The organism is Rhodococcus sp. NPDC057014, assembly GCF_042673295.1.
Lineage (GTDB): Bacteria > Actinomycetota > Actinomycetes > Mycobacteriales > Mycobacteriaceae > Rhodococcus_F.
In genome coordinates, this window is record NZ_JBHUSF010000248.1 from 1 (window position 1) to 13743 (window position 13743).

The following is a 13743-nucleotide window of genomic DNA, read 5'->3' on the forward strand; positions in this document are numbered from 1 at the left end:
CGCCGTCAGCGCGCGGCGGCCGGCCTCCACGCGCCACGAGCCGATGCTCGTTTTGCGCCCACCATGCTCAAGGCGTATTCGCTGTACTGACGGGCCACCTCCTGGGCTGTCAACTCGCCGCCCACGTGGAACCAGCGCGCGATACTCACACACATCTCGCGGATCGCGAACGACGCGAGCTTCGGAGTCTCGACGGCGAAGACGCCCACCTCCCGACCGTCGATGATGATCTGCCGAAACGCCCGCTCGTGGTTTCGGCGAATGTGTTGCGCCGTGGTTCGCTCCGGTTCGTCGAGGCTCGAAGTGTCCTGATTGACCACCAGTACTTCCCTCGGGTGGGTGGCATGGTGCAATGCATAGACCTCAGTCGCCGCCCGCAGCCGTTCCACCGGATCCTCGACCTCGGCGATCACTTGGTCGAAGTTCGCCACAACGTGGTCGAGGGTGCCGAGCACGATCTCACGCAACAGCGCACTCTTCGACTCCATGTGGTTATACAGACCGGGTGTCCGGATGCCCAGGCGCTCCGCCACCTGCTTGAGCGACGTGCCGTGGTACCCACGTTCAGCGAACAGAGTCAACGCCGCATCGAACACGTCCGCACGCGTAACAGACGGCACGGACGCGGAACGCTTATCGATGTAGTCAGTCATGATCCTCAACTTTTCAGCCGCCGAACCGGACAGGTCCCGGATCGGGGCAAACGCTCATTATAACGAATGTTAATTAGTCTATCTCAGTAGGTCACCAAAGGAGGTGCCAAACATGCGCGAGATACTCGATCAACTCGTGAACTGGAACCGCGAGAACATCACCTACGCGGTCGCCACCGTCGTCCAGACATTCGGCAGCGCCCCACTCGGCCCGGGCACCGCGATGGCAGTCTCCGAACATGGCACCGTGGTCGGCAGTATTTCCGGTGGGTGCATCGAAGCAGCCGTCGTGGACATCGCACACGACGTCATCACAGGCGGCAAGGCGTCCTACCAGCGATTCGGCGTATCCGACGACGACGCCTTCGCGACCGGACTGACATGCGGCGGCACCATCGAGGTCATCATCAGCCCCCACACACCCCTCCTTGCGCGGATGCTGGAGGAAGTGCACCACTCCGTGTCCACACAGACGCCCGTAGCACTCGCTACCTCGCTCGACAGCCTCAACACGACATACATGTACCTCGACGGAGTGCTACGCGGATCCACCGGCGACGCCGACCTCGACCGTGCCATCGAGATCCGGATGGCCGGCATGCTGAGCGCTGGCTCCAGCACCATCATCGAATGCGGCGCCGGGGATCATTGCCGAGCACCCATCAGGCTCTTCGTGAACAGCTTCGCCCCGCCTCCACGCATGATCGTATTCGGAGCGATCGACTTTGCCCGCGCAGTCACCCAGGTGGGAAAGCTCATGGGCTATCACGTCACGCTCTGTGACGCACGACCGGTCTTCGCCACCAAAGCGCGGTTTCCGGAGGCGGACGACATAGTCGTCGACTGGCCACACCGGTATCTGCAAGCGCAGCAGCTTGACTCGAGGGCAGCATTATGCGTTCTGACACACGACGAGAAATTCGACATACCCCTGCTCGAGCGTGCCCTCCGACTCGATGTGGGCTACGTGGGTGCAATGGGATCGCGCCGGACCTGTCTGAACCGCGAGCGGGAACTTCGACTGCTCGGCCTCGGCGACATCGAACTCGACAGGCTGCACGCACCGATCGGACTCGACATCGGGGGCCGAACGCCGGCGGAGACCGCGATTTCCATCGCTGCAGAGATCGTCGCTGCGCGTGAAGGTCGAACGGGCAACCCGCTTCGCGGGGGCCAATCGCCAATTCATGCTCGAAATTGCGAAGCGCCGCATGCGACCGTGCACTCCGTATGACGGCTCGACCACCGCATGTCATCTCAATGACAGAAGCCCGCCCTCACGTGTACACCCTGAGGAGCGCCGAAAGCTTCATACACTCGAACGCAGACAACACTATCCAAATCCGAACATGCAGCGCCGGGAGGAAGTGTGTTTACACCCATGCGGCCAGTATGTCGCCAACACGGAATCCGCGCCGTCTGATTCCGTGGACTTTGAGACCTTCGCTAGGATTCGTCGAGGGGATCGCCGATTTTCTCTGCGGACTAGCGACGAAGCGTTTGCGTTCTCGGTCCAGTGGTCGACCCAGGTGAGGCCATTTTCCAATGCCGCAACACCCGCTGAACACGGCTGTGGCCGATCAGATGGGAGATGAGGAAACCTGTGCCCCACTTGGTCGGTTAAAGAGGATCCGGCTGAGGTGATTCAGTCGAAATCGGGTGACGCTGCTGTGAGGCGCGGATGGTGGTGGAGTCTTGTGGGTGCGAGGTCGTCTCAGACGAGGTGGACGTCCAGTGCGGTGGTTCCGGCGTGATCGATGGCGATCAGACTGCCTGAATTCCATCGCTCGATGGCGCAAATGGTTCTCGGAGATCACAGTGCATCTGCGATGCCCGCTCTCACCCGCGTAATCGGGAGAGATTCCAGCTGGCCCAGCGCACGGCCACGCTCGTCATCGGTCAAATTAGCTCGTCACCTCGCCCCGAATCCGTCACGCACTAGCATCGTATACAGCGATTCTTTTTTGACCGACACAATATGGGTTGCGAGCCGGTGGTCATCTACCGAAAGGGCACCCTGTCGGCCCAGCCCAGTCTGTCGTCAGGGCAACGACGGTCTAGAGGCTCCATATCTTCGCTCGCTACGGTCGCTAGCCACCTTGCGTCGGCTCGTGCCACGGCGATATTCGTAAGGACTCGTTGGATTGCGCGGGGCGCGATCAGACTCGCGCACGCAATCACGGCATGAATGATGAGCATCGGCATTTTCGGAAAATCTCCTGGATCAATAGCGAGGACCGAGTTCCGTCAGATCATCTCGCCTGGACGGGCGAGCGATCTCACGACTATACTAACTATCATTAGTATGTGCCGTCCCGGCTGCCTGGGTCGGTTCGGACCACCCGGCGGTGTGAGGGGAACGCACACGCCGCCACTGAATTCGAAGGGTCGGCCCATGCGATTTGTCCTACGCGGTCAGTCAGATGAAAGAAACGGTGCGCAAGAACAGTCGCTCGCGGTCACCGACGGCATGCCGCACATCTCGACCGGTGAGCTCTTCCGCACCCACATTTCGGCCAACACTGCACTCGACAAGGATGCGTATCAGTACGTGAATATCGGTGAACGTGCGGACGCAGCCGGTGGAGTCGATGCAGTGAACCTGCGTGCGGATATGACGTTTTGTGCCAATGCCGTCGCAAACTGAACAACGTCGGCCTGTCCGACCAGCACTGCCCGAAACGGTCCAACGTCATTCTTCGGACGGACGGCGTGCTGTGTTGGTTGGTATGCACGATAGAGCTCGACGATTGTCGACTGAGTTCAGGTCGGTGTGCATGGAGGCGACCGTGGAGTTGAAAGAGGCAAAGCCATGAAGCGGCACGGGGCCGGACGGTCGGTGGCCGCTACGCCGGTCACGAAGGACGACGTTCGAGAGGCAGCGCTTTCGCTGTTCGCCGAGCGCGGATACCACGGAACTTCTTTGAAGGAGATCGCGCAGGAGTTGGGTATACGAACCCCAAGCCTCTACAACCACATGGAGTCGAAGGGTTCGCTGTTGAGCGAGATCGTTCTCCAGACGCTCCATTACGTTGTCCGCGATTTTGAGCGCGTGCTGGCAGAGAATAGCGATCCCATCGAGCGGCTGCGTGCCGCGACCGCGGCGTACGCCTACCGGCACGCGACGCACCGGCGCCAGGCGTTGATCGTCAATCAGGAGGCAATTCACTTGCATGATCCTGACCATGCTGTAGCACAGGATATTCGGCGTCGACACGAACGTGGGTTCCGTCAATTGATTGTCGATGGGCAGAACGAGGGAGTCTTTACTGTCGACTCGCCGAAGGTGGCGTCCTTTGCGATTCGTGAGATGTGTGTATCCGTCGCCCGGTGGTTCCGTGAGGATGGCCTATTGTCGGCGGCTGATATCGCCGACCGATACAGTAGGTTCGCGCTGGGCATCGTCGGAGCAGAAGGCGCTGCAGATTTTCGTCCAATACCGTTCATGCCTTCGTCGGAGGTGATGCTAGTGCCGGAGGGGGAGGGCGCTATGCCGGCCAAGGTGGCCAGGGCAACCTGAATTCTTTGTCAAAAGGAGCGCGGTATAGGGGTATAGGTATGTATGGCGTGGAGAACCCTGCGTAAGCAGCCGGACGTCCGTGAGCCCTGCGGCCGGATCCGCCCATGAAAAGGTCGGCACGAGTCACTTCGGTGACTCTCAAGTCGGCGTTGGGTCCGCTATGGTGGCCGATTCTGTAATGATGCGGTCGTAGGCGGAAGCGGAATGCAGCTCGGCCGACAGCAATGTCAGTTGGCGGCAGTGCGGGAAGGCTGCATGCTCCTCTTTCTGCCAGATGCCGGCGCAACCCGGGCGTCCCATGGCGCATCAGCCATGTAAAGTATCGGCGCGAATGAGCGCGGCACGGTCATCAGTGATTTGTGATTGTCGTCGTCCGTCGCTGAGGGATCCACACGGGTCCTCTTGTGAATCCTCTCGTCGAGTTCGTGCATGGACCGGCGGAGTCCTCCGACTACGGTGACGGCCGAACTCCTTGGCGGGATCGATCGATTTGCCCTGCTGAGGAACGGGCAGTCCGCCACGGCCCCGTTCGATCCGGCACCATCGCCTCAGCCGCCGCAGATTCTGCGTGGACCGCGATCTCGCAAGATTGACCGCACGAGGCCACGATTCGCCTCGTGCGATACGGAACTGATCTGCGGTCCGCACTCGTGCCGGCGCAGTCTTGGCATGATTTGTGGCGCAAATCGGTAGGACACGGACTTGGCAGCGACGGAAATGCGCCACAGTCAGGGGCCGTCGCCGCCGCGGACGCTACGAGGCGCCGCTCACGTTGGCTCGCCGAACCCTGGCGGTCTGCCGCAAACGTTGCTGCAGCAACGGGGTCAAGAGATCGGCAGATCGATACTGTTGGTAGTCGACGGCTAAAGCGCATTGAAGCCTGTCCGGAGCGAACCAACGCAGAGCCTCAGTTGCCGGTGGTAACGCTCTCCGCGACCTCAAGCCAGGTCGATCTGATGGGATCATGTTCCTCGAGCTGTTTACGTGGCGCAAATGGCCCCGCGCATCATCGCCCGCCCGCGGTCGCCTATGCATTGCACTATCCGACCGCCCTTACGCTGGACCTGGTGGCGATTTCATCGTTCTCCTCGTCCGACCGACCGACCGACCGACGGACGACGCCGTCCGTGCGAGAACCGCGGCTCACCGAGCTCGAGCCCTGACTCGCGATGGGCCACATTTCCTACCCTCACCTCTAGACTAACGAATAATCATTAGTCTAGAGTGGAATGCGAAGGATCGAAGTTGGATACACTCCGATCCTGAGGGACAAACTGGAGAAGAGCCACGCTCAAACGCCGATCCTGGGAGCTGTCACTCATCGACTTGGAGCGGATCGATGCCTTGAACGAAGGGGACGGAATTCATAGACGAGTTGCCCGCTCGATCTGAAGGTCGTTGAGCTGGTGACGATGGATTCGTAGTGCGCGAGACGGATCCCGGCTTCAACGCCAGAGGCGTTAGCGCACCATCCGAGCCCCGGCGAGGTCTGACCTCTGGGCATGAAGATTTCGAAACTTTGAACGGAGCGAGAGAATCGTGATTAATCACCGAAGTGTCATCATCATCGGGTCCGGTCCGGCCGGTTATACAGCAGGACTGTACGCGGCCCGCGCGGATCAGAAGCCGCTACTATTCGAGGGCAGTGAGTTCGGCGGCGCACTGATGAACACCACCGAGGTCGAGAACTTCCCCGGGGCGGCTGAAGGTGTCACCGGACCCGAACTGATGATGCAAATTCGCTCCCAGGCTGAGCGGTTCGGGGCTGAACTCGTCAGCGACCACGTTACCGAGGTCGACCTCACTGGTTCGATCAAGATCGTGCGCACCTCCACGGACGAGTGGACTGCTGATGCGGTAATCCTCGCGATGGGTTCGGCATACCGCAAGCTCGGGATTCCTCGCGAAGACGAACTCTCCGGAAATGGCGTGTCGTGGTGTGCGACTTGCGATGCGTATTTCTTCCGGGACAAGGATGTCGCGATCGTCGGCGGCGGTGACACCGCAATGGAGGAGGCCGACTTCTTGACTCGGTTCGCGACGTCGGTGACGGTGATTCACCGGCGTAGTTCCTTGCGAGCCAGCCAGATCATGATTGATCGGGCCAATGCCAACGAGAAGATCCAGTGGATATGGAACTCTGAGGTAACTGCGATTCAGGGCGATGATTCGGTCAACGGACTGCGGCTGCGGGACAGCACGACCGGTGCCGAGAGTGAGCTCCCGTTTGGGGGACTTTTCGTCGCGATCGGCCACGATCCGCGCAGTGATCTGGTCCGGGGACAGGTCGACCTTGACGATGACGGCTATGTCGTGACCTATGACGGTACTCGGACAAATCTGGATGGAGTCTTCGCGGCCGGCGACCTGGTCGACCGTACTTACCGACAGGCCATTACTGCGGCCGGATCGGGATGTGCCGCCGCATTGGATGCACAGCACTACCTGGCAGCTCGCAAAGACTCATCTACACCAGTAGCAGCCACCGTCTGACGGCGCCATACGCAAGTCGCGGCCAACATGGGCACTAGGCCTTCGTAATCGGCTCTCGAAAGGGAGCCTGGCCCGGCGAGCCGTGAGCCGGCGCTGTCGTCCCATGAACCCCCGCGGACGAGATCGTCAGTGCCACCTGTAATGGGTTGTTGGGTGTATGTGGTCGACCACATCGTATCGAAGTGTCCTACCTCAAGGTCATAGCGACGCGACGGACCGGAACGCCGTTTACGTCGGCATCGAAGGTGCAGCCCATCGTTCGTTTTGGAAAATGAGGACCAAGGAGAGTTGCGTGTGAACGAGTCGACTGCAATAACTGATTTGACACTGGAAGACCACCTTCAGATCCAGCAGCTGTACTCCCGCTTTGCGTTCGCGATCGACCTGCATGATGTGGACGCCTGGCTCGACTGCTTCACGGAGGACGGTGAACTCGGGCTGGCTGAAAGCGACACTGCGATTGACGCGCCAACGTCAGTAACGAGAGGACGTGCGGCTTTGCGTGAGCTCGCTCAGAGAATTACAGGCGGTGACACAGCCAGGGTCTGGCATGTGAATAGCAACCTCGTGATTGCCCCGACTGCAGTCGGGGCAATCGGGCAGTGCTATCTCACTCTCGTCACGTCAGTAGAAGATCGGAGCGAGATCACCATGGCTGGCTATTACAAGGATGAACTGGTCAAGGTTGATGACAAGTGGCTGTTTCGTCGCCGTCGCGTCCACACCCTCTAGCACACGATGGTCCCTTGAGCTTGCAGTTCCATCGGCTCAGGATGGCTCGATACCGTCTATTCGCCATGGCCTTTCGGTTTCGCAGCTCCACCCAGCATTCTGTCACAACAGTATCGGGCTGGGATCGCTGCACCTCTTAGTAGCTACGCAAGTGAAAGGTGACAAACATTGACTTCCCTTGAAAGACTGAAAGATCGAGTTGCGATTGTCGTTGGAGCCGGTTCGAGTGGGTCGGGCATCGGCATTGGACAGGCCATCGCGCTGCTCTTCGCTCGCGAAGGTGCACGTATGGTCCTCGCTGACCTTCACGAAGATCGCGCTGCGGTTACGCAGCGAATGATTGCCGAGGCTGGTGGCGAGGCCATTGTTGTAGCCGGCGACATTTCCGATGAGAACACGTGTGAAACGATCGTCGCAGCAGCCCGAGATAATTATGGGACGGTCAGCACATTGGTCAACAATGCCGCGTACACTCCTCTCGCCGGTGTTGCCGATACAACAGCCGAGCTCTTTTCGAAAGTGTTGGCAGTTAACACTCTTGGCCCCTTCATGATGACCCGGGCCGCCCTCCCTGTAATGATCGCGGGCGGTGGTGGTTCGATTGTCAACATTGGTTCTGTGGCTTCGATCCGCGCCAACTCCGGCGGTCAGGCCGCCTACGCATCCTCCAAGGCTGCGCTATTGGGCCTCACAATCGATGTCGCCAATGAACATGGGCGCGATGGTGTCCGGGTGAACACCGTTTCGCCGGGCATGATTGATACTCCGGTACGCCGTCAGACGATGCAGGACGCAGGTTTTGACGTCGAGAGTTATCCGTTCGGCGAGCAAAGCGCGCTCGGTCACGCCGGGGATCCTTGGGATATTGCGAGGGCTGCCTTGTTCTTGGCCAGTGATGAGGCCCGCTTCATAACCGGAGTCCACCTGCCGGTTGATGGTGGTTGGACAACGCGGTCACCAGGCTAAGACCGCAGCTCACCGATCGTCATTGCCAGGACTCGTCGTTACGGGTGGATTGACGACCTTTCTTTAGGAGCATTTGTGTACTCACGACAGCATCCGCCGACTACCGACGATGTCCTCGGCTTCTTCACCAAATTGTCGAACTGGGGACGTTGGGGACTGGACGACCAGCTCGGCACTCTGAACCTCATCACCCCGGAGGCGCGGTTGCGTGGAATCGCGGCCGCCAGGCATGGGATCAGTGTTTCATGCGCGTGGGATGTGGCGACCGCTACCGACTCAACCGCGCGGGACACGGAAGTGCAGCACTTCCCTCCGGAGGAACACCGATGGGGAGGTGTCAATGAGAAGGTGCGCTACGACTGCCACGATGCTGCGTTCACGCACCTAGATGCGGTTTCGCATATCTTCTGGGACGGTAAGTTCTACAACGCCCGGGAGGTCGTCGACGTGGTCGACGCCGAAGGCGGGATCAAATTCGGTAGCGTCAATGTCGCTTCGGCTGGCCTGATGACACGTGGCGTTCTTCTCGATATTCCCAAGGCGCGAGGGGTCGACTGGCTGGAGCTCGGCGAACCAATCTTTCCGGAAGATCTTGCTGCTGCGGAGGAGCGCCAGAATGTCGTAGTTCAATCCGGCGATGCGGTTTTGCTGCGGACGGGCTACGACCGTATGCGCCGTGAGACGGATCGTCGTATTTCGGGGATAGATGGCCAGCCGGGTTGGCACGCAGCCTGTCTGCCGTGGCTACGCGAACGCGACGTGGCCTATGTGGGCTGCGATACCGGGCAGGATACTCTGCCGTCTGGATACGACACGATACCTCTCCCGATTCACACCGTGGGGCAGTCGGCCATGGGTTTGTGGCTTATTGATCATTGCGATCTCTACGAGTGCGCGCAGACTGCGGAACGCCTTCAACAGTGGGACTTCCTACTGTCGGCCGCCCCAATTCGGTTTGAAGCCACTTCCGGCAGCGCGGTCAACCCCATCGCAACATTCTGAGGTGGCTTCGCGCATTTGCCCGCGGTGGGTGCTGCCGGGCGTAGGTTGGCGCTGATTCCGGTCGGCATCGCGAGAGCTGGTGGCGAGGTGGTCCGTACCGGTCCGCAGTCGTCCACTCCAGGTCGAGGGCTCCGCTGGCCGAATACGTGCCAGAGGACGTACGCGAGGTGAGAGTCCACGCCGTCATGTTGGGGGCGTCTGTAATTACCGAGGAGCGATCGGTCGGGTTCGGGTACTTAGCGTATGTCACGAGCCAACCGCGAGCCGTGGCCTGGAGGAGAGCATTCGCCTTGGTCAACCCGTGGCCGAATGCCGGGCAGGGGTTGACAGGGCAAGGCGTCAACACCGCCGCGGTTACAGGGTCCTCCCGGAGCCGGCGGTGTCCAGTCCCTGAGTGCAAAATGGTTACGGAGGCGCCTTCCGGGCGCAGAATGCTGGCAGGAGGCCGCGTTCGCCGCTCCCGGCCGAATCTCTGGATGGGGCTGCTTATGGGTGTCATGCAGGGGTGATGGGCGACTTTCGTGAACTTCGTCACTCTATGGACGAAGGATCTGGACGAGTGTAGCGTTGGTCAGAGGTCATTACTAATGATGGTTTGTTAGCCCGTGGGGGGCTTCCGCCATCGGAATGGAGAACAATATGAGCGTTGTGGACAGCCCAAGTCGTGACGTAGCAGTATCCGATTACCTCACGCTTATCGACCCGCGCGGCAAGGCCGCAGACGGTGATGGAGTCGCGGTGTCGGGCTTGCCGAGCCTGCAGGGGAAGAGGCTCGCAGTCGTCACGCAAGGGGGGTGGCGCTCGTGGACGTACTACCGAGAGCGGCTGGAGGCATACCTGGACGGTCCGGGCAAAGAGATCGAGCACCGGCGGTGGCAGGACGACCGCCCGTATCTCCCCGAGCGCTACGACGAGATTGCTAGCAGTGTTGACGCTGCGGTCATCGGACTCGGCAACTGCGGGTCTTGCACTAACAGCGTGGCCACCGCCGCCGCGGAGCTTGCAGCGAGGGGGCTGCCCGTTGTGGTCATCGTGACTGCAGGCTTCCAAACGCTGGCCGAGAAGACTCTGCAGTACAAGAAACAAGCTCATGTGCCGGTGATTTCACTCCCCGCAGCCTACGAAGTTATGACGGAAGACGAGATCATCAGTATCGCCGACGAGCGAGTTGCTGATGTGGAGGCCGCGCTCACGCAGCTCGCCTCGTCCTAGCAATATTCGCAACCTGCACTCCGCACGCGAGCGGAAACTTCGGGCACCGCCCGGTTTTCCTGCACTCAATTATCCCCGTGAAGAGTACTGATCGGCACGCTGCGCGTTGATTCTCAAAGGCGTCCGGTGCAGTTCACACTCTTCGTACGTCAATTCTAAGGTTCCGGATGGGGCCGGGAGAGGTAGAACCCGTGACATCAGCTGTACTCCGACTTCCTAGCGACGCCACTGCTGAAAGTTTCTATGAATTCGCGGAGAAAGAGAATCTTGGGGACGGTTTCCCGCTAATTCCGCCGACGCCCGAGCGGGTTGAGGCGATGTTGAAAACTGTTGATCGTCCCTCGGATGAAGTGATCGGGGTCTTATCCCCGCGCGGGGGTGTGGCCACAGTGGAAGCGATTGCCGCCAACGCAGTTATGGCTGGTTGCCGGCCGGACTATTTCCCTGCCGTTCTGGCTGCGGTGGAGGCGGCTGCAGATCCGGTTTTCAGACTCGGTGATATGGCGGTGAATAGTAATCCCATCACTCCACTCCTGGTAGTCAACGGTCCCGCCCGCGATGCGCTCGGGATCAATTATCAGTTCCAGTGTTTCGGAATTGGTGGCCGCGCGAACGCCACGATCGGCCGGGCACTGCGATTAGTCATGATCAACATAGCGGGGTCAATCCCAAGCGTCGTCAGCAAGTCGGTGCACGGCTCACCGATGCGATACACGATGTGCATCGGCGAGTGGGATGAGCGAAACCCCTGGGGCCCACTTCATGTACAGCGAGGGTTCGATAGCCAAGAGAACTGTGTAACGGCTCTGAGTGCCAACTCGTTCCTTGAGATCGGCGATATCTGGAGTCAGACCGGCGAGTCCTATCTCAACTCTATCGCCACCAGTATGAGGACCACCGCCGGCTCATGGATCATTGTGGGTTGCTCCCCGATGACTGTGATCATTAACGGCAACTGGGCCGACATTATGTACAGGGACGGTTTCACGAACCTTGCGGATGTGCGGCAGTTTCTCTGGGAACGCAGCCAGGTCCCGCTGAGCGAGTTCTCGAAGGAAGTTCAGAAGGAACTGATCGAGGGCACGGTGAACTCCCCGCAGGGCAAGACCGATCAAAGCCACATCCTGCCGGGCAACATGGTCCCTATGACTAACACTCCCGACAACTTCAACATCGTGGTCGCCGGCGGGTCCGCAGGTCTTCACGGCATTGTTTGTCACGGCTGGGCGTTCGAACGCCCAGCAACACGATCGTTCAAGCTCGCGCCGGGAACTGACGTAGCCAGCTGACACAGATAGCGGATGATCCGTTCATCCGGACGGACAGTCGGCGAGGTTGCGGTCACCGTACCTCGCCGACGCGTTCACGGAGGTGCCCGAGGTGGAGTCTCCGCACCTTGGATCAATGAGGCTAAAACGCCCGACGAAGCAGATCAGTGGTGTTCGGCCTCGCCGGTGGGATCGTCGAGGCCGTGAGGATGACCCCGACAGGGCCGATGGGTCATAATGTCGATTGTTCCACAGTGGATGGGTGAGTGCGCGGGGTGCACTACGACCCACCCGCTTGATGGGCGGGTGACTACCCCCCCTCACGTGACATCAATATCCCGATAGGCCAGGCCGACGAGTGGTCGACGCGGAAATGATTGTGGATTTGCGCTGGCGGTACCGGCATGGTTCCTATTGCACCGGCGGGCTGGCCGAACAGATGAATGTGCATCCTCGGCGAGGCTGCAAAACCGGATCTTCACCGCCGAACCTGACTTGCACAGGTCGGAGGGAATTGCCAGGATCGACGTGGCGTCTGCGCTGGTAGAGAGCTTGCTGCTTCGAGATCTGGCGCACTAACGGGTCGGTAGGATCTGGCAGGTGGCGGCGTACATTCGCAAAGTTCGGACTGCGTCCGGGCGACGGCGGTGCAGATCGCGGTCAAGCAGGGCCGCCGCGACAAAGTCGTCGAACACCTCGGGTCCGCACACACGGACGGTGAGTTGACGGCCCTGCTGCAGACGGCTCGGGAGAGGTTGCAGGCCGGCGCTACGAGCGATTACCGGGATCGTGTCGCCACGAAATGCTTCGAGCATGCCGCGGCTGTTTCGAGGGCAACAAGGCCGAAAGCCACACGATCGTGCCCATGATCCGGCAGTCCAGACCCGGCACGACATCGTCGGTGTCGAGATGGTCGTCGCCGCGAACGCCGGCATGCCGTCGGCCGGCAACCTCAAGGACCTCGACGACGCCGGCCTGAAGTTCATCGTCGGCTCCCGTATCACCAAGGTGCCCGCTGATCTGGGGAACCATTTCCATTGGAACGGTGACGTTTTCACCGACGGTCAGATCATCGGCACCGTCACCCCGAGGCATACCAAGAGCGCCGTCAACAATGTCCGTCACCGCACCGAACCCGTCTGGGACGCGGCCGGACATCCGAAGTCGTGGCGGGCGGTGTGGCAGTACTCGAAGCGCCGCGCCGTCCGCGACAACCAAACCCTGAACGCCCAAGACGCCCGGGCCCGCGAGGTCGTCGACGGGGCGAAGGCACCGAAATCGACGAGGTTCGTCCGTGTCCACCGCGGGCGGCCGCACCCTCGACAGCGTATCTCTCGATCGGGCCCGGTCGCTGGTCGGGTTGAAGGGCTACATCCGCCAACCTCTCCGCCACCCTGATGACACCGGGCGAGGTCATCGGCAAATATCACGACCTCTGGCACGTCGAGCAGTCGTTCCGCATGTCGAAAACTGATCTACGGGCGCGGCCGATGTTCCACCACACCCGAGACGTGATCGAAGCCCACCTCACCGTCGTGTTCACCGCCCTCGCCGTAGCCCGCTACCTGCAAGCCGAGACCGGGATCTCGATCGGACGCATCGTGAACCCTCCGGCCCCTGCAAGAAATCAGCCTGACCATCGCCGGCCAACCCCACACCGCCGCCGACCCACTTACCGCCGACGCAGCCCGCATCCTCACCGCGCTGGACATCCCGCACTCGTAGTCAGCGTTGGCACACTAAATCTGTGCAAGTCAGGTGGCAGGTATGACATTCCCACGTCGGCGTGGGGGGGGGGGGGGGGGGGCCCCCCCCCCCCCCACCCCCCACCCAAAAAAAGCAAAAAACAAAAACCCCCGCGGGGGGAGAGGGGGGGTGGTGGGTGGGGGGGGGTTAA

11 protein-coding genes are annotated in these 13743 nt (G+C 60.6%); 9 read left to right on the forward strand and 2 right to left on the reverse strand.

Translation table 11 applies throughout. The features are described from left to right. Positions 1–5: 5 nt before the first annotated feature. Positions 6–653 (reverse strand): TetR/AcrR family transcriptional regulator, encoded by a 648-nt coding sequence (locus ACFTZB_RS33525; protein WP_378438301.1) that lies wholly within the window; start codon positions 651–653, stop codon positions 6–8. Between the two features lie 112 nt (positions 654–765). Here ACFTZB_RS33525 and ACFTZB_RS33530 point away from each other — a divergent pair, with 112 nt between their 5' ends. The 9 genes from ACFTZB_RS33530 to ACFTZB_RS33570 all read left to right on the forward strand — a co-directional run bounded on the left by ACFTZB_RS33530 (position 766) and on the right by ACFTZB_RS33570 (position 11867). Beyond that, positions 766–1887 carry an XdhC family protein gene (locus ACFTZB_RS33530; protein ID WP_378438303.1) on the forward strand — a complete coding sequence of 374 codons (1122 nt, stop codon included), beginning with the start codon at positions 766–768 and terminating at the stop codon, positions 1885–1887. Positions 1888–3048: 1161 nt separating this feature from the next. Next, entirely contained in the window at positions 3049–3300 is a 252-nt protein-coding gene (locus tag ACFTZB_RS33535; protein ID WP_378438305.1) for a hypothetical protein, read from the forward strand. Positions 3301–3465: 165 nt separating this feature from the next. Further along, a complete protein-coding gene (locus ACFTZB_RS33540; protein WP_276141799.1) occupies positions 3466–4173 on the forward strand; it encodes a TetR/AcrR family transcriptional regulator in 708 nt (235 codons plus the stop codon). A 1539-nt stretch (positions 4174–5712) separates the two neighbouring features. After that, complete coding sequence (gene trxB / locus ACFTZB_RS33545; protein WP_276141801.1) at positions 5713–6666, forward strand: thioredoxin-disulfide reductase; 954 nt, start codon at positions 5713–5715, stop codon at positions 6664–6666. A gap of 294 nt (positions 6667–6960) precedes the next feature. Further along, positions 6961–7398, forward strand: a complete 438-nt coding sequence (locus tag ACFTZB_RS33550) for a nuclear transport factor 2 family protein (protein ID WP_378438308.1) — start codon at positions 6961–6963, stop codon at positions 7396–7398. A 168-nt stretch (positions 7399–7566) separates the two neighbouring features. Further along, on the forward strand, positions 7567–8364 hold the full coding sequence (locus ACFTZB_RS33555) for an SDR family NAD(P)-dependent oxidoreductase (protein WP_276141803.1): 798 nt from the start codon (positions 7567–7569) through the stop codon (positions 8362–8364). Between the two features lie 75 nt (positions 8365–8439). Further along, entirely contained in the window at positions 8440–9366 is a 927-nt protein-coding gene (locus tag ACFTZB_RS33560; protein WP_378438311.1) for a cyclase family protein, read from the forward strand. Between the two features lie 639 nt (positions 9367–10005). Continuing rightward, the gene (locus ACFTZB_RS33565; protein ID WP_378438313.1) at positions 10006–10578 is read left to right on the forward strand and encodes a hypothetical protein; all 573 of its coding nucleotides are present in this window, start codon (positions 10006–10008) and stop codon (positions 10576–10578) included. Positions 10579–10769: 191 nt separating this feature from the next. Continuing rightward, positions 10770–11867, forward strand: coding sequence for a hypothetical protein (locus ACFTZB_RS33570; RefSeq protein WP_276141806.1), 1098 nt, complete (start codon positions 10770–10772; stop codon positions 11865–11867). Positions 11868–12614: 747 nt separating this feature from the next. Here the strand turns inward: ACFTZB_RS33570 and ACFTZB_RS33575 are convergent. Beyond that, positions 12615–12971, reverse strand: a complete 357-nt coding sequence (locus ACFTZB_RS33575; RefSeq protein ID WP_378438315.1) for a hypothetical protein — start codon at positions 12969–12971, stop codon at positions 12615–12617. Positions 12972–13743: the final 772 nt, after the last annotated feature.

Bases quoted from the DNA above. Each gene is read 5' to 3' on its own strand.
- ACFTZB_RS33525 (WP_378438301.1), bottom strand. From the start codon at position 653: ATGACTGACTACATCGATAAGCGTTCCGCGTCCGTGCCGTCTGTTACG.
- ACFTZB_RS33530 (WP_378438303.1), top strand. From the start codon at position 766: ATGCGCGAGATACTCGATCAACTCGTGAACTGGAACCGCGAGAACATC.
- ACFTZB_RS33535 (WP_378438305.1), top strand. From the start codon at position 3,049: ATGCGATTTGTCCTACGCGGTCAGTCAGATGAAAGAAACGGTGCGCAA.
- ACFTZB_RS33540 (WP_276141799.1), top strand. From the start codon at position 3,466: ATGAAGCGGCACGGGGCCGGACGGTCGGTGGCCGCTACGCCGGTCACG.
- ACFTZB_RS33565 (WP_378438313.1), top strand. From the start codon at position 10,006: ATGAGCGTTGTGGACAGCCCAAGTCGTGACGTAGCAGTATCCGATTAC.